The following is a 19,025-nucleotide window of genomic DNA, read 5'->3' as shown; positions in this document are numbered from 1 at the left end:
GGTCGTGAGCCGGGCGGGGAACAAGAGCAGACGGGCATCATGCCGGAACGCAACGCAGTCGAAATCAAAAGTGTTTCCAAGGTCTTCGGCTTTGGAGAATATGCCGTCGCCGCCGTCGATCATGTCAGTGTGGCGATCCGTGAAAACGAGTTCTTCACGCTGCTCGGGCCTTCGGGCTGCGGCAAGACCACCCTTCTCCGGCTGATCGCCGGTTTTGAATTTCCCTCCAGCGGAGAGATCGTTCTGGCTGGCGAAAACATCGCCGCCATGCCGCCTTACAAGCGGCCGATCAACACGGTTTTCCAGAACTACGCGCTTTTCCCGCATATGACGGTGGCCGAGAATATCGGCTTCGGCCTGCAGATGCTCGGCCGGCCCAAGGCCGAGATGACCGCGCGGGTGTCCGAGATGCTGAAGCTGGTGCGCATGGAGCATCTGGCCGGGCGGCGCACCAGCCAGATTTCCGGTGGCCAGCAGCAGCGCGTGGCGCTTGCCCGTGCGCTTGCCCCGCAGCCGAAGGTTCTGCTGCTCGACGAGCCGCTCTCGGCGCTGGACTACAAGCTGCGCAAGGAAATGCAGATCGAGCTGAAGCGCCTGCAGGCCGAGACCGGCATCACCTTCATCTTCGTGACGCACGACCAGGAAGAAGCGCTGACCATGTCGGACCGCATCGCGGTCATGTCGTCGGGCAAGATCCTGCAGGTCGGCTCGCCGCACGACATCTACGACCGGCCGGCCGACCGCTTCGTCGCCGACTTCATCGGCGAGACGAATTTCCTCGCCGCCAGGGTCATCCAGCCGGGCGAGGGCGGTGCCGAGGTGGAGCTTGCCGGCGGGCTGCGGCTCAAGGCATCCGCTGCGCCGGGCCTGTCGGCCGGCGAGGCCGCGACCGTCGTGGTTCGGCCGGAACATGCCAGCCTGTCGCGGCCGGACCGGGTGATCATCGCTCCCTCGCTTCAGGGCACGGTGTCAAACGTCGTCTATTTCGGCACGGACACGCATTACCATGTGCGTCTCGATGGCGGGGAGACCTTCATCGTGCGCAGCCAGAACAGGGTGCACCAGCATGGCCGGTTCGAGACGGGCGAGCCGGTCAACGTCGTCTTCGAGCCGGGTGCGGCCCGGGTCCTGAGGAACTGACATGGCCGAGCGCGACGCCCTTTCCCTGATCGAGGCCGAGCGCCGGCGGGACATCCGCTCACGCTGGCTGCTCTCGACACCTGCCCTCCTGATCATCCTCTTTGCGGCCATCGGCCCGCTCTTCATCGTGCTGGTCTATTCCTTCCTGACGCCCGGCGATTACGGCGACGTGAAATGGGGGTTTTCCACCGAGGGCTGGGTCGGCGTCGTCCTCCAGCGCGACATCTTCGACGACACGCTGACGATCGCGGATGCGCATCTGACGATCTTCTGGCGCTCGATCAAACTCTCGCTGATGACGACGGTGGTGACCCTGATCGTCGGCTTCCCCACCGCCTATTTCATCGCGACGCGCTCGGAGCGGACGCGCGAGCTCTGGCTGTTCCTCATCACCATCCCGTTCTGGACGAACCTGCTCATCCGCACGCTCGCCATGCTCGTCGTGATCCGCAACGAGGGACTGATCAACACGCTGCTTTTGAAGTTCGGCCTGATCGACCAGCCCTTGCAGATGCTCTTCACTGATGGCGCGATCCTTGCCGGCATGGTCTATGTCTATCTGCCGCTGATGGTGCTGCCGCTCTATGCCAGCATGGAAAAGCTCGATTTCCGACTGATCGAGGCGGGCTACGATCTCTATGCGACGCCGTTCCGGGTGCTCACCAAGATCATCATTCCGCTCGTGAAGCCCGGTATGATCGCCGGCTCCATCCTCGTCTTCATCCCTTCGCTCGGCGCCTATGTGACGCCCTCCATCCTCGGTGGCGGCAAGAACCTGATGATCGGCAACCTGATCGAGCTGCAGTTCGGCGCAGGCCGCAACTGGCCGCTCGGCTCGGCGCTGTCGATCGCGCTGATGCTGATCGTCATGGTGGCGCTGCTCGCCTATGTCCGCAATGCCGGCTCCTCGGGGGTCAAGCATGGCTAGGCGCTTCGACATCCGCCGGCAGACCGGCTTCACGACGATCGCGATGATCGTGTTCTTCGCGCTCTACCTGCCCATCGCCGTGCTCGTGGTCTTCGCCTTCAATGCCGGCGACAGCCTCAGCGTCTGGGAAGGCTTCTCGCTGCACTGGTTCGAAAAGGCGCTGGACAACAGCGCGGTGATCGACGCCTCGCTGCGGTCCCTGCAGATCGCGGGCGTTGCCGCCGTGGTGGCGACGATTGCGGCGACCATGGCGGCGCTGGCGACGACGCGCACCGAGCCCTATCCGGGCCTGACCTTCAAATATGCCTTCATCAATCAGCCGCTGATGATCCCCGAGATCGTCACCGCCGTGGCGCTCCTGATCTTCTTCTCCCGCGTCAAGATCTGGACCGGCTATGACGGGCTTGCCTATCTGATCGTCGCGCATACGGCGTTCTGCGTGCCCTTCGCCTACCTGCCGATCCGGGCGCGTCTCGAGAGCATGGATCTGACTCTCGAACGCGCGGCGGCCGATCTCTATGCGACGCCCTGGAACGCCTTCCGCTACGTGACGCTGCCGCTGCTCTGGCCCGGCATTCTCGCCGGCTTCATGCTGGCCTTCGTGATCTCGCTCGACGATGTCGTCATCACCAATTTCGTGAAGTCGGGCGGGCAGGACACGCTGCCCACCTACATGCTCGGCCAGATGCGCCGCGCCATTACCCCGGAGATGAACGCGATCTCGGCCGTCTTCCTGCTGATCTCGATCGCCATCGTCACCGTCTTCTTCTTCGTCAACCGCAAGCGCGCCTGAACGCGCATCGCAAGAAAGGGAACGACCATGACCGCGAAAACTGGAGGACTGAGGGCCGGCCTGCTGGCGCTGACCGTCGCCCTGATGGCAAGCACCGGCATCGCGCATGCCGAGGGCGAACTCAACATCTACAACTGGGGCAACTATACGAGCCCCGAGATGATCAAGAAGTTCGAGGACAAGTACAAGGTCAAGGTCACCATCACCGACTACGATTCCAACGACACGGCGCTCGCCAAGGTCCGCCAGGGCGGCTCCGGCTTCGACATGGTCGTGCCGTCGCAGAACTACCTGCCGATCTGGATTTCCGAGGGCCTGCTGCTCGAAACCGATCCGGGCAAGATGGAGAACGCCAAGAACATCGCGCCGGAATGGGCCAATCCCGATTTCGATCCCGGCCGCAAATATTCCGTGCCGTGGGCCATGGGCATTGTCGGCGTGGTCGTGAACACCTCTGCTTACCAGGGCGACATCAACACCTGGGGCATCATCTTCAACACGCCGCCGGAGCTGAAGGGCAAGGTCAACGTCGTGCCTGAGATGACCGACGTGATCGACGCGGCCGTGCTCTACAATGGCGGCAAGAAGTGCACCGGCGACCGCGAGATCCTGAAAAAGGTGCGCGACACGCTGCTGAAGGCCAAGCCCGACTGGGTGGCGATGGAGTACGGCACGATCGAGAAGATGGGCTCGGGCGACATCATGGCCTCCAGCGACTGGAACGGCTCGGCCTTCCGCCAGCGTCTGGCCAACCCCAAGGTCAAGTTCGGCTATCCCAAGGAAGGCTATGTCAACTGGTCCGACAATCTCGTCGTCCTCAAGGATGCCAAGAATGTCGAAAACGCCAAGCTCTTCCAGAACTTCATGATGGACCCGGAAAACGCCGGCATGAACTCCGCCTTCCACCGCTATGCCAACGGCATCGCCGGCTCGGAGGCCTTCATGCCCGCCGACATGAAGGATGCGCCGGAGATCAAGATCCCCGACGAGTTCAAGTCGGTCGGCGTGCCCTCGCAGACCTGCCCGCCGGACGTGCAGGCGCTCTACACGAAGATCTGGACCGAACTGCAGAAGTGACAACCGGATGAGAGAACGGCCCCGTGCGGCAAGCGCGGGGCCCGTGCTGTTGGCGAACCGCACCCTGCTCAGTCATCCCTAGGCCCGTCGTCAAGCCAGCTTGTGCTTCGACGGCATCTCCACCCGCAGACGTCATCCTCGGGCTTGACCCGAGGATCCATGCGGCCTTTGCGTCCCCGTCTGTGGATCCTCGGGTCAAGCCCGAGGATGACGGCGAAATAGCCGCGAGGGTGACGGGGTGAGGGGCGTGCGGAGGATGGAGGCACAGGCCCGAGGATGACGGAGCGAGGGGGCAGTCCCTGCCAATCGCACCGGCCCCCGCGCCAGGCACGCGCCGTTTTCCCGTCCCGGAGGAGACCTATCATGAAGACCGTCTTTTCGCCGCGCCATGCCGGCCATGCCAACAATCTGGAACTCGTCGCCGGCGCCATCGTGCCTGCCTTCGAGATGCCGTCGCGGGCTGAATACGTCCTGGAGCGCCTGACATCCGAAGGGCTGGGCCCGGTGTTGGAGCCGCAAGACTTCGACCTCTCGACCGCCGCGCGGGTGCACCGGCAGGATTATCTCGATTTCCTGCCGACCGTCTGGGATCTGTGGACGGCGGCGGGGCGGACCGGCACGGCGCTGCCCTTCACCTGGCCGACGCGCGGACTGCGCGGTGATGTCTGCCCTGACTTCATCGACGGCAAGCTCGGCTACTATTCCTTCGATGGCGGCTGCGGCATGGTAGCCGGCACCTGGGATGCGATCAAGGCGTCGCATGATGTGGCGCTGACGGGGGCGGGCCTCATCCAGGCGGGCGAAAGTGCCGCCTTCGCGCTCTGCCGCCCGCCGGGCCACCATGCCGGCGCCGGCTTCATGGGCGGCTACTGCTACATCAACAACGCCGCCGTCGCCGCCCAGTCCTTCATCGACAAGGGCGCGAAGCGCGTGTCGATCCTGGACGTCGACTATCACCACGGCAACGGCACGCAGGAAATCTTCTATGGCCGCGCCGACGTGCAGGTCATCAACCTGCATGCCGACCCGATGCAGGAATATCCCTACTTTCTCGGCCATGCCGACGAGCGCGGCACGGGGGAAGGTGAGGGCTTCAATCTCAACTATCCCATGCCCTTCGGCACGAGTTTCGACACCTGGTCGGCGGCGCTCGACGATGCCTGCGGCAAGCTGCTCGCCTACCGGCCGGAGGTGGTGCTGGTCTCGCTCGGCGTCGATACCTTCGAGAAGGATCCGATCTCCAAGTTCAAGCTGAAGACGGAGGACTTCCCGAAGATCGGCGCCCGCATCCGCAAGCTCGGCCTGCCGACGCTCTTCATCATGGAAGGCGGTTATGCGGTGGCGGAGATCGGGGTCAACGCGGTCGGCGTGCTCACGGGCTTCGAGGGGGCGTGAGGGCGGTTTGGCGGGTGGAATGCACGGCCACCGTGTCGCGTGATGCGCGGTTCCGGCGACGGCGCAGGCCCCACCCGGTTCCGTCATCCTCGGGCTTGACCCGAGGATCCACGCCTCGACCACGGCGCTCGCCGCCTGGATGCTCGGGTCAAGCCCGAGCATGACGGAGGAGAAGGCTGCCCTTGACGCGCTTTCAAGCCCAGGAAACCGCGCACCGTCGCGTATCTGCGCCTTCAGGCAGCGGCTATCACACACTGTCTTGAGGAGACCCACACCATGACCGACACCTTCGACCGGCGTACCGTTACGCTCGCCAACTGGCGCACCTTTCCCGCCACGCGCTGGACCTATCAGCATGTCAGCGAATTCGTGCCCGTGGCGCTGATCCGCGGCAACCGGCAGGCGGAACCGCCGGCCGTGCCGCTCGGACCTGTCGCCGATGTCGCGGTGACCGGCACCGATGGCCGGCCGGCGACGTTCGAGACCTTCCTGACGCAGAGCAACACGGATCTTTTCGTGCTGATGCGCGGCGGGCGGATCGTGTCGGAATGGACGGCGCCCCATGCCGATCCCGGCCTGCCACATCTGATGTTTTCCGTGACGAAATCGGTGACGGCGCTGATGGCCGGCGTGCTGGTGGGGCAGGGGCGGCTTGATCTTGGCCAACCGATCCTCTCGCTGATCCCGGAGGCGGCCGGCTCGGCCTATGCGGATGCAACGCTTCAGCAGCTCCTCGACATGGAGATCAGCCTCGATTTTACCGAGGACTATCTGGACACCAAGGGCGCCTTCATCCGCTATCGCCGCTCGATGGGCTGGGCGCCGCGGCTGGAGGGGGCGCCGGTTGAGGACATGCTATCCTTCCTCATCACCCTGCCGCGGTTAGCCGAACCGCACGGGCAACGCCATTCCTACCGCTCTCCCAACACCGATCTTGCCGGGATCGCCATTGAGCGGGCTGCAAGGCAGCGCTGGGCGACCTTCCTGTCCGAGGCGCTCTGGAAGCCGCTCGGGGCGCTGGGCGATGCGACGGTGACGGTGGACCCGCTGGGCGCGGCCCGGGCTGCGGGCGGCATGTCGGCAACGGCACGCGATCTCGCGCGCGTCGGCCAACTCGTGCTGGAAGGCGGTCGCGGGCTCGTCCCGTCCGTCTTCATCGATGATCTCCTGACGGGAGGCAGCCGGGCCGCCTGGGCGAATGGCGATCAGGCCCAGCTTTTCCCCGGCGGCAGCTATCGCAATTACTGGTACGAGACGGGCGAGGGCGAGCTTGCGGCGATCGGCATTCACGGCCAGTGGATCTGGGTGGACCGGCGTTCCGGTTCGGTGGCCGTGAAGCTTTCCAGCCAGGAGATGCCGAGCGATCTTGCCCTCGACCATGCCATCATCGCGGCGCTGCGCCGGGTGTGCCGCGACGGCTGAGCCACCCATCGTTTTGCGACGGGGCGAAGCGCAGATCGCGATTGCTTTCGGCCCCGCTTCGTCCTACGACTCCGGACGCGCCGGTGCTGACCGGCGCATCATGCCTTCGAAGGTTCCGCCTGACCCGAACGGGAGGGCGGATGAAAAGGGAATGCGGTGAGGACTACCCATCAGGGACCGAAACCGCAGCTGCCCCCGCAACTGTGAGCGGCGAGCCCCATCCGACATGCCATTGGCCCCGCGCGAGCACACGCATCCGGGCTGATAAGGCGGATGACCGGCAAAGACCCGCAAGCCAGGAGACCTGCCCTCGAGGATCGCCGCAAGCGCGGCTTCAACTTGTCCCGCGCGGTGGGCGCGGAGAGGGAGATCGACATGCATATCATGGAAGGCTTTCTGCCGGCCTCGCACGCGCTGTTCTGGGGCGCGGCATCGGCGCCCTTCGTCGTCTATGGCGCCCGGCGAATCACGCGGCTCATGCGGGAAAAGCCCGAGACGAAGATGCTGATGGCGGCGTCCGGCGCCTATGTCTTCGTGCTCTCGGCGCTGAAGATCCCGTCGGTGACCGGCAGTTGCTCGCATCCGACCGGCACCGGTCTTGCGGCCAGCCTCTTCGGCCCGACTGTGACCACGGTGCTCGGCACGATCGTGTTGCTGTTCCAGGCCCTGCTGCTCGCCCATGGCGGGCTGACGACGCTCGGCGCTAACGTGTTTTCCATGGCGATCGTCGGCCCCTTCGTCGCCTATGGCCTGTTCCACGGGCTGCAACGGGTGGGGGCTTCCGCCGCGCTCGCGATCTTCTTTGCCGCCGCGCTCGACGATCTCGCCACCTATTGCGTGACGGCGCTGCAGCTTGCCGCCGCCTTCCCCGATCCGGTTTCGGGTGTTGCGGGCGCTGCCGTGAAGTTCCTCGCGGTCTTTGCGCCGACGCAGGTGCCGCTCGCCATCAGCGAGGGACTCTTGACCGTCGTCGTCTTCAACCTGTTGCAGCGCTACAGCCGCGGCGAACTCTTTGCCCTCAACATCCTCTCCGGAAAGGCCTGACGCCCATGCTGAAGCGCAATCTTCTGATGCTGGCCGCCGTCGTCGGCCTCGCCATCCTGCCGCTCGTCATCCACCACGGCGGGGACGCAGCGTTTTCCGGCTCCGACGGTGAGGCCGAGGCGCTGATCGGCGAGATCCGGCCGGACTACAAGCCCTGGGCCAGCCCGCTCTGGGAGCCGCCAAGCGGGGAGATCGAAAGCCTGCTCTTTGCCTTGCAGGCGGCGATTGGCGCCGGCCTCGTCGGCTTCTATTTCGGGCGGCGCTCGGCGCCTGCCCGCACCGCCGACAAGCCCTGATCGCAAGCCATGCGTGACATTGATCGGATTGCCCAGACCGGCCGCTGGCGACAGAAGGCGGCCGGAGAGAAGCTCCTGTTCTCGCTCGGCTGCATGGGCCTGTCGCTCGCCTTCCACTCGCCTGCGTCGCAGGTGCTGCTCTTTGCAACGGTTCTGTCCGTGACGCTTCTCGGCGCGCGTGTCGGCGCTTGCGATCTTCTGCGGGCAGCAAGGGTGCCAGGGCTCTTCATTCTGGCGGGAACGCTGGCGCAGGCGCTGTCCGTTTCCGCCGCCGCGCCCTTCGTCACGCTCGCGCCGGAAGAAACGATCGCCGCTGCCGCCTTCGTGGCGCTGCGGAGCGCGACGTGCGTTTCGGCGCTGCTCTTTCTGGCGCTGACCACGCCCTTGACGGCGATCCTGCAGTTTCTGCAGCGGCTCGGCCTCAACCGTGACATCAGCGATATCGCGATGGTCATGTTCCGCATCATCTGGCTGGCGCTCGACTGTCTGGAAAGCGGCCAGCGCTCGCTTGCCGGCCGGCTCGGCGATGTGGGCTGGCGCCGGCGCATCCGCAGCGGCGGCATGCTGCTGGCGGCGCTTCTGCCGCGCGTGCTGGATCGGGCCGGACGGCTGGAGCGCGGGCTTTCGGCGCGGGGCTATGACGGGCGGCTTGCCTTCCTCTCGGCCGAAACGGCGGCCTCGCGCGTCCGGCTCGGCGCCATTGCGGCGGGGCTGGCGCTGGTGGCGGCTGTCTGCGGGGTGCTGCCGTGATCCTCCAGGCCATCAACATCGGCTATGCGTATCCGGGCGGCGGCGTCGCACTTGACGGCGCCTCGCTTTCGGTCGGGCGCGGGGAGAAGCTCGCTCTTCTCGGTCCGAACGGGGCGGGAAAATCCACGCTGTTCCTGACCCTGAACGGCACGCTGAAACCCGATCGCGGCACGATCCTGCTGGATGGGGCACCGGTCGGCACCGGCAGGGCCGATCTCAAGCGCCTGCGCGCCCGCGTCGGCCTCGTTCTGCAGGATCCAGACGACCAGCTCTTCGCCGCCACGGTGGTGGAGGATGTGTCCTTCGGGCCGATGAATCTCGGCCTTTCCACCGGCGAGGTCCGCACCCGTGTCGATGAGGCGCTGGCGTCGCTCGGCATCACGGCGCTGGCGGCACGGCCGACCCACATGCTGAGCTTCGGCCAGAAGAAGCGCGTGGCGATTGCCGGGCTCATCGCCATGCGGCCCGACGTGCTGCTCTTGGACGAGCCGACCGCGGGCCTCGATCCCTCCGGGGTGGAGGAATTGATGGCGGTGCTGTCGGCGCTGGCCGCAGCCGGCACGGCCCTCGTCGTCGCCACGCACGACATGGAGGCCGCCTATGGCTTTGCCGATCGCGTGGCCGTCGTGTCGGGCCGCCGGGTGGCGCGGGAGGGAAGGCCGGAGGCGGTGTTTGCCGATGCGGCGCTTCTGGCGGAGGCCGGGCTTCGACCGCCGATCGTCTACGAGATTGTGGAGCGGCTGAAGGCGGCGGGTGTGATACCCGCCGATGCGGCGCCACGGGATCGGGCCGATCTTCTGGCGATGATCGGCGGCGGCGCGTCCGCCTGAGCCGCATCACGTCAGCGGCAACGGCCCGTCGTTCTTGATCTCTTCCATCACCGCATAGGTGCGCGTCTCCTTCACGCCCGGCAGCGTCCACAGCACCTGTCCCAGGAAATTGCGGTAGGCGTTCATGTCGCGGAAGCGGGTCTTGACGAGATAGTCGAAGCCGCCGGCGACCATGTGGCATTCGAGCACGGCGGGCGCGCGGCGGATGCCCTCGGCGAACTGGTCGAAGACCTCCGGCGTCGTCTTGTCCAGCATGACCTCGATGAAGACCAGCAGGCCGAAGCCGAGCTTGTGCGGATCGAGCCGCGCGCCGAAGCCGGAGACGTAGCCATCCTTCAACAGCCGCCGCAGCCGGTCGCTGGTCGCGGTCGGGGAGAGGCCGATGCGGTCGGCGAGGTCCAGATTGGTGATGCGCCCGTCGGCTTGGAGGATGTCGAGGATGCGCCGGTCGGTGCGGTCGAGGTCGGCTGTGGCCTCCACCGCATCCTTGGCTGTCGATGCGCGCTGTCCGTCGCGGGGCCCGCCTGCCGGTTTGCGTGCCATCGCTGTCTCAGGCCGCCGCCAGCCGCGATTCGGCGAGCTTCACCCAGTAGGAAATGCCGTGCGGGATGACCTCGTCGTTGAAGTCGTAGTTGGGATTGTGCAGCCCCGCCGTCTCGCCATTGCCGATGAAGATGAAGGCGCCGGGGCGGGCGTTGAGCATGTAGGAGAAATCCTCCCCGCCCATCATCGGCTCCACCTCGGCATTGACGTTTTCCGCCCCGGCGATCGTCGCCGCGATCTCGGCGGCGTACTCCGTTTCGCGGGCGTGGTTCACGGTCACGGGATAGTTGCGCACATAGTTCAGCGTCGCGGTGGCGCCCCAGGCGGAAGCGATGCCGGTGGCGACCTCGCCAAGGCGTTTTTCGGCGAGATCGCGCATCGCGGCCTTCAGCGTGCGCACGGTGCCGGCGATCTTGGCGACATCGGGAATGACGTTGTGGGCAAAGCCCGCATTGAATTTGGTAACGGAGACGACGACCGATTCCAGCGGGTCGGCGGTGCGCGAGGCGATCGTCTGGAGGGCGGTGACGATCTGCGCGCCGACGACGATCGGATCGATGGTGCGGTGCGGCTGGGCCGCATGGCCGCCGCGACCGGTGACGGTGATGGTGAATTCGTCGGTCGAGGCCATGATCGGCCCCTTGCGGATGGCGAAATGGCCGACCGGCATGCCCGGCATGTTGTGCATGCCGTAGACTTCGGTGATGCCGAAGCGCTCCATCATGCCATCCTTGACCATCAGATTGCCGCCGCCGCCGCCTTCTTCGGCCGGCTGGAAGATGACGGCGACCGCGCCCTTGAAATTGCGGGTCTCGGCGAGATAGCGCGCCGCACCCAGAAGCATGGCGGTGTGGCCGTCATGGCCGCAGGCGTGCATCTTGCCTGGTGTCGTGGAGGCCCATGGCTTGCCGGTGACCTCGGTGATGGGCAGTGCGTCCATGTCGGCGCGAAGCCCGACGGTCGGGCCATCGCCCTTGGTGCCACGGATCAGGCCCACGACGCCGGTGCGGCCGATGCCGGTCACGATCTCGTCAACACCGAACGCTTTCAGTTTCGTTTCCACGAAGGCGGCGGTATTTTCCACGTCGAACAGGAGTTCGGGCCGCTCGTGAATATGGCGGCGCCACTGCGTGACTTCTTCCTGAAGTTCGGCGGCTCTGTTCAAGATCGGCATCGTCTTTGTCCTGGTCCGGGCTTGCGGCGTCTGGTCGTGAAAGCGGCAGGGATTGCCGCGTGTCGGGGCGGGAATGGCTTTGCCATCCCCCTGCCATATAGGCTAAATACGGCCTCGTGACGAGGCAAAACCGGAAAATCGAGGTTTCAGACGTGGTAACCAACCGACCCCTTGGCCGTTCGCTTCGCGCGCATGCGTTCCGGCTTCCCGCGCTGATCGCCGCAAGCGCGATCGCGCTGCAGGCCATGAGCGCCGATGTGCTGGCCAATCCGCGGCTTGTCGTCGACGTGAAGACGCTGAAGGTTGTCGAGCATCAGGATGTCGATCGCAAGTGGTATCCGGCCTCGCTGACCAAGCTGATGACGGCCTATACGGTGTTTCGCGCGTTGCGTGCCGGGCAGGTCTCCCTCACCACCCCGGTGGTGATGACCAAGAACGCCGCCGCCGAGCCGCCGAGCAAGATGTTCTACAAGCCGGGACAGGCGCTGACCCTTGATAGCGCGCTGAAGATCCTGCTCGTCAAATCCGCCAACGACATAGCCGTGGCGATCTCCGAAACGGTGGGCGGCAGCGAGGAGGGCTTCGTCGCGCGCATGAATGCGGAGGCGCAGCGCCTCGGCATGCGCAATTCGCGTTTCGTCAATCCGCACGGCCTGCCGAAGCTCGGCCAGTATACGACGGCGCGCGATCTCGCCATTCTGGCGGTGACGCTGAAGCGCGAGTTTCCGGAATATGCCGGCTACTTCGCGCTGGAAGGTTTTACCACCGGCAAGAAGATCTATCCCAACTACAATCTGCTGATCGGCCGTTTCGATGGCGCGGATGGCATGAAGACGGGCTTCATCTGCGCGTCGGGCTTCAACCAGGTCTCCTCGGCGACCCGCAACGGCCGCTCGGTGGTCTCCGTCGTGCTCGGCGCCGACAGTCTTGGCGGGCGGGCGGACGAGTCGGCGCGGCTCCTGCAGGAGGGGCTCACCGATCCCGGCACCAACGCGCCGCAGCTGATGCAGCTTCCGCCGGAAGGCGCGGAATTTGCCGATGTCGCCGATATCAGCAAGCAGATCTGCTCGAAGGAAGCCGCCAAGGTGCGCAGCGAAGGCCGCGACGAGGTGGGCCGCCAGAAGCTTCTGTCGCCCTATATCCACGAAATGACGCGCGAGCCGAACGTCGTCTTCGCCGGCCTCATTCCCGGCACCGAAAAGGTGGCCGGCAAGGCCGATGGCAAGCAGGCCATGAGCCAGGGCGATGCGGGCAATATTCCCGTGCCGCTGCCGCGCCCCGTCAACTGATCGGACTTCATGATGATTGCCGCCTTCGACCCCGTGCCCGTCACCATCCTCACCGGCTTTCTGGGGGCGGGGAAGACGACCCTGCTCAATCGGCTGCTGAAGGATCCGGATCTCACCGACACGGCCGTGATCATCAACGAGTTCGGCGAAGTGGCGATCGACCATCTCCTGGTCGAGACCTCCAATGACGGGGTGATCGAGCTTTCGGACGGGTGCCTGTGCTGCACGGTGCGCGGCGAGCTCATCGATACGCTGGCCGATCTCATGGACCGCATGCAGACGGGCCGCATCCGGCCGTTGAGGCGCGTGGTTGTGGAAACCACCGGCCTTGCCGATCCCGCACCCGTGATGCAGTCCGTCATCGGACATCCGGCGCTGGCGCAGAGCTACCGGCTGGACGGCGTCGTGACCGCCGTGGACGCCGTCAACGGCGTCGCGACGCTGGCGGCGCATGAGGAAGCCGTGAAGCAGGCTGCCGTCGCGGACCGGATCGTCATCACCAAGGCGGATCTGGCCGGCGCCGGCGTTGTCGATCGGTTGCTGGCGGAATTGAAGGCGCTCAATCCGGGTGCGGCGGTGATCTTCGCCGACCAGCCGGACGCTGCCCGCGCGGATCTCTTCGCCTGCGGCCTTTACGATCCCGGCAGCAAGACTCCGGATGTCGCCCGCTGGCTTCAGGCTGAAGCGCTGGCCGATGCGGTGGGGCATGCGCATCATCACGATACCGACCATGTATGCAGTCCCGGCTGCGCCCACGACGACCATGGGCATCACGACCACGGGCACCACCATGGCCATCACAACCATGGTGACGCGCATGATCACGCCCACGCCCACCATCATCACCATGATCACAGCCGCCACGGGCGGGATATCCGCTCCTTCGCGATCATCGAGGATCAGGCGATCAGCCCGATGGCGGTCGATATGTTCATCGATCTCCTGCGCTCCGCCCATGGCGAAAAGCTGCTGCGCATGAAGGCGATCGTGAAGCTTTCCGACAATCCCGAGCGGCCGCTGATCCTGCATGGCGTCCAGTCGATCTTCCACCCGCCGCGCCGTCTGGCGGCCTGGCCGGAAGGATCGGAGCAGAAAACCCGCATGGTGCTGATCACCAAGGGCCTTGAGGAGGCTTTCGTTCGCGACCTCTTCGATGCCTTCACCGGCAAGCCGCGGCTCGACCGGCCGGATCGGGCGGCGGTCGCGGACAATCCGCTGGCGGTGCCGGGGGTGCGGTTTTGAGGACGGGTTGCGTTCCTTCAGGAGGGGCGCCATTTTAATCCGTGGCGGGATGTGAGGGCCTGACGATGGCGAGCGCACACGACATTCGGATCAGTATTGACGAACGACTGCATAGGCGGATCGTCGAGCGTATGCAGGCTCGCGGCAATGGCGATATGACCTCCTATCTGCTCGACCTGATCGATGGCGATCTCGAGGGGCAGGGCGTTGCTGCCGATGCCGGCAATTGGCTCGCTCGTCAGCTGGAGGCCGGGCTTGCTGCGCCGGAAAGCGATTTCGTCGCTATCAGTGCCGATGAGGTGATTGCACGCAACCGCAGGGGCTGACGAGCGAACTCTGCTTGACCGCTTGTTCAGCTCTCATGTCTCCACTCACCAAACGATTCGCCACGGGCGTCAAACTCTGGCATCGTCTTCCGTATGGATATGACCCTCGCCATCTCGCCGGAACTCAAAGAACGCGTTCAGCGGATCGCGGCCAAGGCGCGGCGTCCGGAAGCGGATGTCATCGCGGATGCTCTGGAGAGGGGCCATTCCCTCGACTGGCAGGAAGCGTTCATTGACAAGGTCAATGCCGGTCTCGCCGATGCCGAGCGTGGGGCCTTTGCGTCGGCCGGGGAAATGATGAGACTTCTCAACACGTACCGTTCAACCTGATTTTACCGCACACATGATACGGCGCATCTGATTTTCTGGCCTCGCAGCGCCGCGCTGGCGTCCTGGAATGATGGTTTGGACAATCCTGTCATCAAGGGCGACCACCTCCCGGTCGTCATGGTCGGGCTTGACCCGACCATCCACGGACCAAGCCGTCAGTGGTTCAAAAGATGGATCCTCGGGTCAAGCCCGAGGATGACGGGGGAGAGGTGTTTGCGCTCTATCAGAGCGATGATCGAGCCATAATCCGCAAATATGTCATAGAACGTTCGAGCCGATGCACCATGGGCATCGCTTCCTGTGTCTACCACAAGACTGCACGGTCAGAAGCACCATTTCAAATGCGTTTTTTGTAACTCTTCACTGACGCGAACTCGCTCCCGTTGATGGTCGGAAGGCTTCGAGCACTGACAGCGCGTGATGCAGATCACCCCCGCCGGATCACGAAGCGGTGGCCGGTTTGCGTCTTCACCGCTTCTTCCAGCACATGCCCGTCTTCCCGGCAGAAGTGAGGGATGTCGATCACGGACATGGGGTCGGTGGTCTCGACGGCGATGCGGGTGCCGGGGGAAAGCGTTGCCATGCGCTTGCGGGTGCGCAGCACGGGCAGCGGACATTTCAGGCCGCGCAGGTCATAGGTCAGGATCGCGACGCCCGCGCCGGCGTCTGGCTCTTCGGTCCGGGGCATCAATTGCCCCAGAGTTTCCAGAAGGGACGCTTCTTCGGCTCGCTGGCCTGTTCGGCAACCGTTGTCGGCTGAGCCTCGGCCTCGGCCGGGTTGGCGGCGGGGACGGGGACCGTGGCGGTGGTCGCGCCCGCGGTGCGGGTCTGGCCTGCCGTTGCCGGCGGGGTGGCGGGTGTCGCGATGCGGTTGCCCGCTGCAGCCGCCTGGGCTGCAGGAACGGTCGGCGTGGCCTGTGCCGGCTGCTGCTGCGGCTCGGCGGCCGGTTCGTCGCTGGAGAAGAGCGAGAAGAGGCCGCGGCGGCTGCTCTTTTCGACTGCGGCGGTCTGCTGCACCGACGGAGCGGCTTCGGCGACCGGGTTTTCGCGCGGCACCGGAACGGAGCCGGTCGCGGTGACCTTTTCGAGGGCGGCCTGCTGCACCTTTGCGGCCTCGCGGGCTTCCTCGGCTTCCTTCTGCGCCTCCATCCGGGCCTGCAGTTCGGAGACCTTCATCAGCTTGCCCGCGTCGAGCGAGGTGCCGGTCGGGGCGTAGGCGAGCTCGCGGCCCTTGCGCTTGTCGGCGACGATCGCCTTGCGCTCGGCCTCGCTCGGCTCGTACCAGACGAGGCCGTCATATTTCTTCAGCGCCTTGTCGTAGTCGCGCTGGTAGTCCTTCTCATAGGTGGACATCGCGGCCATGAGGGCGGGCGGCGTCGACATGGCGGGCGGGCACTGGCCGGCGGGGCTCAGCGCCTTGCCGCCGGTCTCCTGGTTGAAGACGTATTTCTTCTCGCAGAAACCCACCTCCGGCGGACGCTTGGTGACTTCGAACTGGTCGTAGCCCACCTTCAGCATCTTCCAGAAATCCATGTTCGGATTGTCGCGGTGACGCGCCATGTTTTCGGCGGTCATGCGGAAGGGAAAAGCCTGCAGCTGGATGGTCTTCTGCCCGCCCTTGAAGGCGTCGCGGGCAAAGGCGAAGATCTCGATCATCTGCTCGTCGGTCATCGAGTAGCAGCCCGACGACGAGCAGGCGCCGTGGATCATCAGATGCGTGCCGCCACGGCCGTTCGCCCGGTCATAGGGGTTCGGGTAACCGGTGTTGATCGCGAGGTAGTAGCTGGAATTCGGGTTCATCTGGCCCGGCGAGAGCGGATAGAAGCCCTCCGGCGCCTGACGATCGCCTTCCTTGGTCTTCGGACCCAGCTTGCCCGACCAGGCGCAGATATCGTAGCTCTTGACCATCTGGAACCGGCCGGCAGTGTTGGCCTTCCAGACTTCCAGCTTGCCTTCCTCCTTGAAGATCCGCAGCGCGACGGGCGCGTTCTTCTGGATGCCCATGGCGGTCATCTTCGAGACAAGCTTCGGCGACAGCTCGTAGGCCGTCTTGTTGGACACCTTGGAAATGTCGACGCTATCAAGCGTTTCGTTCGTGCAGCCGGAAAGGGCGAGCACGGTCACGGAAACGGCAGCGAGAAGTGTCAAGCGCATCGGCACAGCCTGTCCTGCAAGTCGTTTCGAATGCCAAAACGGTCAAGAAACCGGAGCCGTCTTAGCAGCGGAGGCGTTCGCCGTCATCTTTACGAAGCGAAACTTCACAAATTCTTAACCAGACCAAACTGGTTTCGGCCTGTCGTCAGCCGTTGTGATAATCCCCGCCGCCGCAATTCCGTCCCCGGCACGCGGGCGTCGGACCCCCGCGTTTCCAAAGCGGAACAGTGTGGCCAAGTTACGGCGTGCCAGAGCTTTGCGGATCGGTTTTACAGCGTGCGACCGATTGCCAGGTATTTCTGGCGGCGCTCCTTGCGCAGATCCTCGCCCTTCAGCGCCGTCAGATCCTTCAGCGCATCTGAAATCACGGTGCCGGTGCGGCTGATCACGAAGTCGGGATCGCGGTGCGCGCCGCCGACGGGCTCGGGAATGATGCCGTCGATGATGCCGAAGGATTTGAGATCCTCGGCGGTGATCTTCATGTTGCTGGCCGCTTCCTTGGCGCGGGTGCTGTCGCGCCACAGGATGGAAGCCGCGCCTTCCGGCGAGATCACCGAATAGATGGAATGTTCCAGCATGTAGACACGGTTGCCGGTGGCGATCGCGATCGCGCCGCCCGAGCCGCCTTCGCCGATCACGACGGAGACGATCGGAACCTTGAGGTTAAGGCACATTTCGGTGGAGCGGGCGATGGCTTCCGCCTGGCCGCGCTCTTCGGCGCCGACGCCGGGATAGGCGCCGGCCGTATCGATCAGCGTGATCAGCGGCAGGCCGAAGCGGTCGGCCAGTTCCATGATGCGGATCGCCTTGCGATAGCCTTCCGGCCGCGGGCTGCCGAAATTGTGCTTGATGCGCGACTTGGTGTCGTTGCCCTTTTCCTGACCGATCACGGCGACGGGCAGGCCGTTGAAGCGGGCAAGGCCCGCCTGGATGGCATCGTCATTGGCAAACTTGCGGTCGCCGGCAAGCGGCGTGAACTCGGTGAAGAGCGCCTTGGCGTAGTCGACGAAATGCGGGCGCTGCGGATGGCGGGCGACCTGCGTCTTCTGCCAGGGCGTCAGCTTGGAATAGATGTCGGCCATCGCCTCGCGGGTGCGGGTTTCCAGCCGCGAGACTTCCTCGCTCGTGTCGATGCTCTCGTCCTCTCCGGCGAGTTTCTTGAGTTCGTGGATCTTGCCCTCAAGGTCGGAGATCGGTTTTTCGAAGTCGAGATAATTGTGCATCAAAACGGTTCCGGTCGTTTGCGAGACGCTGTCCCGGGTTTGTCCCTTGGAGTCTTCGTTAGAAACTCGGGCGGGGGCTCGGGCGTCCTAATCCTTGTTTTTGGCCTGTTTGGCAAGAGGGTGGTGGGTTTGCACCAGGCTGTGCAGCCTTTCCTCGAGCACATGCGTATAGATTTGCGTCGTGGATATGTCGGCATGGCCGAGCAGTTCCTGCACGGCGCGCAGGTCGGCGCCATTGGCCAGAAGGTGGCTGGCAAAGGCGTGGCGCATCACGTGGGGCGAAAGCGAGGCCGTGGAAAGGCCGGCGCGCGCAGCAAGCCCCTTGAGGTCGCGGGCAAAGACCTGACGCGGCAGAAAGCCTTCCTTGCCGGCGGAGGGAAAGAGGAAGGCGCTGTCGGGGTCTTCCCGGCCTGTCTCCTTCGCCTCGGCAAGGGCGCGCCCGTAAGAGGCAACAGCGGTCTCGGCGGTGCGCGACAACGGCACCAGCCGCTCCTTGCCGCCCTTGCCGCGGATGACGAGAAACCGGCCGTCGCGGGCCAGCACCGTGACCGGCAGGCTGACGAGTTCGCTGACGCGCATGCCGGTGGCGTAGAGCAGTTCGACGAGCGCATGCATGCGCAGACGCTGCAGGCGGCCGTCCCCCTCTTCCTTCGCCTCGGCCTCGGCGCGTGCGAGAAGCCGGGTCACGGCATCAATCCCCATGGTCTTCGGCAGTGGCCGGCCCTTTCGCGGCGCATCGAGCACGCTGGTGGGGTCGTCGGTGCGCAGGCCCTCGGCATAGAGGAACTTGAAGAACTGCCGGAGGGCGGAAAGGCGCCGGGCCTGCGAGCTGGCCTTGAACCCCTCGTCCGAAAGATGGGAGAGATAGGCGCGCAGGTCATCGCTCTTTGCCGCCGTCAGCGCCACGCGCCGCCCCTTGAGAAAGGCGCGCACGTCATCGAGATCGCGGCCGTAGGAGGCGAGCGTGTTGGGAGCGGCGCCGCGTTCGGCGCTCATCATCTCCAGGAAGGCTTCCACCTGCGCAGCGGACAGATCCATGCCGCCGGCCGGGCGTGCGTCATCCTCGGCT

At 65.1% G+C, this 19,025-nt stretch carries 20 protein-coding genes and 1 riboswitch; of the genes, 14 read left to right on the top strand and 6 right to left on the bottom strand.

Going from position 1 to position 19,025, the window contains the following annotated elements; genetic code table 11:
• Positions 1-39: 39 nt before the first annotated feature.
• From ACED18_RS08070 to ACED18_RS08025, 10 genes are all read left to right on the top strand, one after another.
• Complete coding sequence (locus ACED18_RS08070; protein ID WP_377290718.1) at positions 40-1,140, top strand: ABC transporter ATP-binding protein; 1,101 nt, start codon at positions 40-42, stop codon at positions 1,138-1,140.
• 1 nt (position 1,141) lies between these two features.
• Complete coding sequence (locus ACED18_RS08065) at positions 1,142-2,068, top strand: ABC transporter permease (RefSeq protein ID WP_377290716.1); 927 nt, start codon at positions 1,142-1,144, stop codon at positions 2,066-2,068.
• The gene (locus ACED18_RS08060) at positions 2,061-2,861 is read left to right on the top strand and encodes an ABC transporter permease (protein ID WP_377290714.1); all 801 of its coding nucleotides are present in this window, start codon (positions 2,061-2,063) and stop codon (positions 2,859-2,861) included. Before ACED18_RS08065 ends, ACED18_RS08060 begins: the two co-directional genes overlap by 8 nt.
• 27 nt (positions 2,862-2,888) lie before the next feature.
• A complete protein-coding gene (locus ACED18_RS08055) occupies positions 2,889-3,938 on the top strand; it encodes an extracellular solute-binding protein (protein ID WP_377290712.1) in 1,050 nt (349 codons plus the stop codon).
• Between the two features lie 363 nt (positions 3,939-4,301).
• Positions 4,302-5,333 (top strand): histone deacetylase family protein, encoded by a 1,032-nt coding sequence (locus tag ACED18_RS08050; RefSeq protein ID WP_377290710.1) that lies wholly within the window; start codon positions 4,302-4,304, stop codon positions 5,331-5,333.
• A 276-nt stretch (positions 5,334-5,609) separates the two neighbouring features.
• Complete coding sequence (locus ACED18_RS08045) at positions 5,610-6,755, top strand: serine hydrolase domain-containing protein (RefSeq protein WP_377290708.1); 1,146 nt, start codon at positions 5,610-5,612, stop codon at positions 6,753-6,755.
• 93 nt (positions 6,756-6,848) lie between these two features.
• A riboswitch (cobalamin riboswitch) is annotated at positions 6,849-7,082 on the top strand.
• A gap of 48 nt (positions 7,083-7,130) precedes the next feature.
• Positions 7,131-7,799, top strand: a complete 669-nt coding sequence (locus ACED18_RS08040; RefSeq protein WP_377290706.1) for an energy-coupling factor ABC transporter permease — start codon at positions 7,131-7,133, stop codon at positions 7,797-7,799.
• 5 nt (positions 7,800-7,804) lie between these two features.
• On the top strand, positions 7,805-8,095 hold the full coding sequence (locus tag ACED18_RS08035; RefSeq protein WP_377290704.1) for an energy-coupling factor ABC transporter substrate-binding protein: 291 nt from the start codon (positions 7,805-7,807) through the stop codon (positions 8,093-8,095).
• Between the two features lie 9 nt (positions 8,096-8,104).
• A complete protein-coding gene (locus tag ACED18_RS08030; protein ID WP_377290702.1) occupies positions 8,105-8,845 on the top strand; it encodes an energy-coupling factor transporter transmembrane component T family protein in 741 nt (246 codons plus the stop codon).
• Positions 8,842-9,675, top strand: a complete 834-nt coding sequence (locus tag ACED18_RS08025) for an energy-coupling factor ABC transporter ATP-binding protein (protein ID WP_377290700.1) — start codon at positions 8,842-8,844, stop codon at positions 9,673-9,675. The genes ACED18_RS08030 and ACED18_RS08025 overlap by 4 nt, the downstream gene beginning before the upstream one ends.
• A gap of 6 nt (positions 9,676-9,681) precedes the next feature.
• Here ACED18_RS08025 and ACED18_RS08020 read toward each other — a convergent pair whose 3' ends face one another.
• Positions 9,682-10,218 carry an Lrp/AsnC ligand binding domain-containing protein gene (locus tag ACED18_RS08020; protein ID WP_377290698.1) on the bottom strand — a complete coding sequence of 179 codons (537 nt, stop codon included), beginning with the start codon at positions 10,216-10,218 and terminating at the stop codon, positions 9,682-9,684.
• A gap of 7 nt (positions 10,219-10,225) precedes the next feature.
• Positions 10,226-11,392, bottom strand: coding sequence for a M20 aminoacylase family protein (locus ACED18_RS08015; protein ID WP_377290696.1), 1,167 nt, complete (start codon positions 11,390-11,392; stop codon positions 10,226-10,228).
• A 245-nt stretch (positions 11,393-11,637) separates the two neighbouring features.
• On the opposite strand from ACED18_RS08015, the gene ACED18_RS08010 reads away from it, so the two are divergent.
• The 4 genes from ACED18_RS08010 (at position 11,638) to ACED18_RS07995 (ending at position 14,579) form a co-directional block, all read left to right on the top strand.
• A complete protein-coding gene (locus ACED18_RS08010; RefSeq protein WP_377291115.1) occupies positions 11,638-12,681 on the top strand; it encodes a D-alanyl-D-alanine carboxypeptidase family protein in 1,044 nt (347 codons plus the stop codon).
• 12 nt (positions 12,682-12,693) lie between these two features.
• Positions 12,694-13,923, top strand: coding sequence for a CobW family GTP-binding protein (locus ACED18_RS08005; protein ID WP_377291113.1), 1,230 nt, complete (start codon positions 12,694-12,696; stop codon positions 13,921-13,923).
• Between the two features lie 65 nt (positions 13,924-13,988).
• Positions 13,989-14,249 carry a hypothetical protein gene (locus ACED18_RS08000; RefSeq protein ID WP_377290694.1) on the top strand — a complete coding sequence of 87 codons (261 nt, stop codon included), beginning with the start codon at positions 13,989-13,991 and terminating at the stop codon, positions 14,247-14,249.
• A gap of 99 nt (positions 14,250-14,348) precedes the next feature.
• Positions 14,349-14,579 carry a transcriptional regulator gene (locus tag ACED18_RS07995; RefSeq protein WP_377290692.1) on the top strand — a complete coding sequence of 77 codons (231 nt, stop codon included), beginning with the start codon at positions 14,349-14,351 and terminating at the stop codon, positions 14,577-14,579.
• Between the two features lie 427 nt (positions 14,580-15,006).
• On the opposite strand, the gene ACED18_RS07990 is transcribed toward ACED18_RS07995, so the two are convergent.
• The 4 genes from ACED18_RS07990 to ACED18_RS07975 all read right to left on the bottom strand — a co-directional run bounded on the left by ACED18_RS07990 (position 15,007) and on the right by ACED18_RS07975 (position 18,994).
• A complete protein-coding gene (locus ACED18_RS07990; protein ID WP_377290690.1) occupies positions 15,007-15,267 on the bottom strand; it encodes a sulfurtransferase TusA family protein in 261 nt (86 codons plus the stop codon).
• Positions 15,267-16,733 carry a L,D-transpeptidase family protein gene (locus tag ACED18_RS07985; RefSeq protein WP_377290688.1) on the bottom strand — a complete coding sequence of 489 codons (1,467 nt, stop codon included), beginning with the start codon at positions 16,731-16,733 and terminating at the stop codon, positions 15,267-15,269. Before ACED18_RS07985 ends, ACED18_RS07990 begins: the two co-directional genes overlap by 1 nt.
• A 269-nt stretch (positions 16,734-17,002) precedes the next feature.
• Positions 17,003-17,956, bottom strand: a complete 954-nt coding sequence (locus tag ACED18_RS07980) for an acetyl-CoA carboxylase carboxyltransferase subunit alpha (protein WP_377290686.1) — start codon at positions 17,954-17,956, stop codon at positions 17,003-17,005.
• Positions 17,957-18,043: 87 nt separating this feature from the next.
• Positions 18,044-18,994 (bottom strand): site-specific tyrosine recombinase XerD, encoded by a 951-nt coding sequence (locus ACED18_RS07975; protein WP_377291111.1) that lies wholly within the window; start codon positions 18,992-18,994, stop codon positions 18,044-18,046.
• Positions 18,995-19,025 lie beyond the last annotated feature (31 nt).

Source organism: Rhizobium sp. SG2393, assembly GCF_042610495.1.
Taxonomy (GTDB): domain Bacteria; phylum Pseudomonadota; class Alphaproteobacteria; order Rhizobiales; family Rhizobiaceae; genus RU20A.
This window is presented reverse-complemented; position numbering and strand designations above follow the sequence as displayed.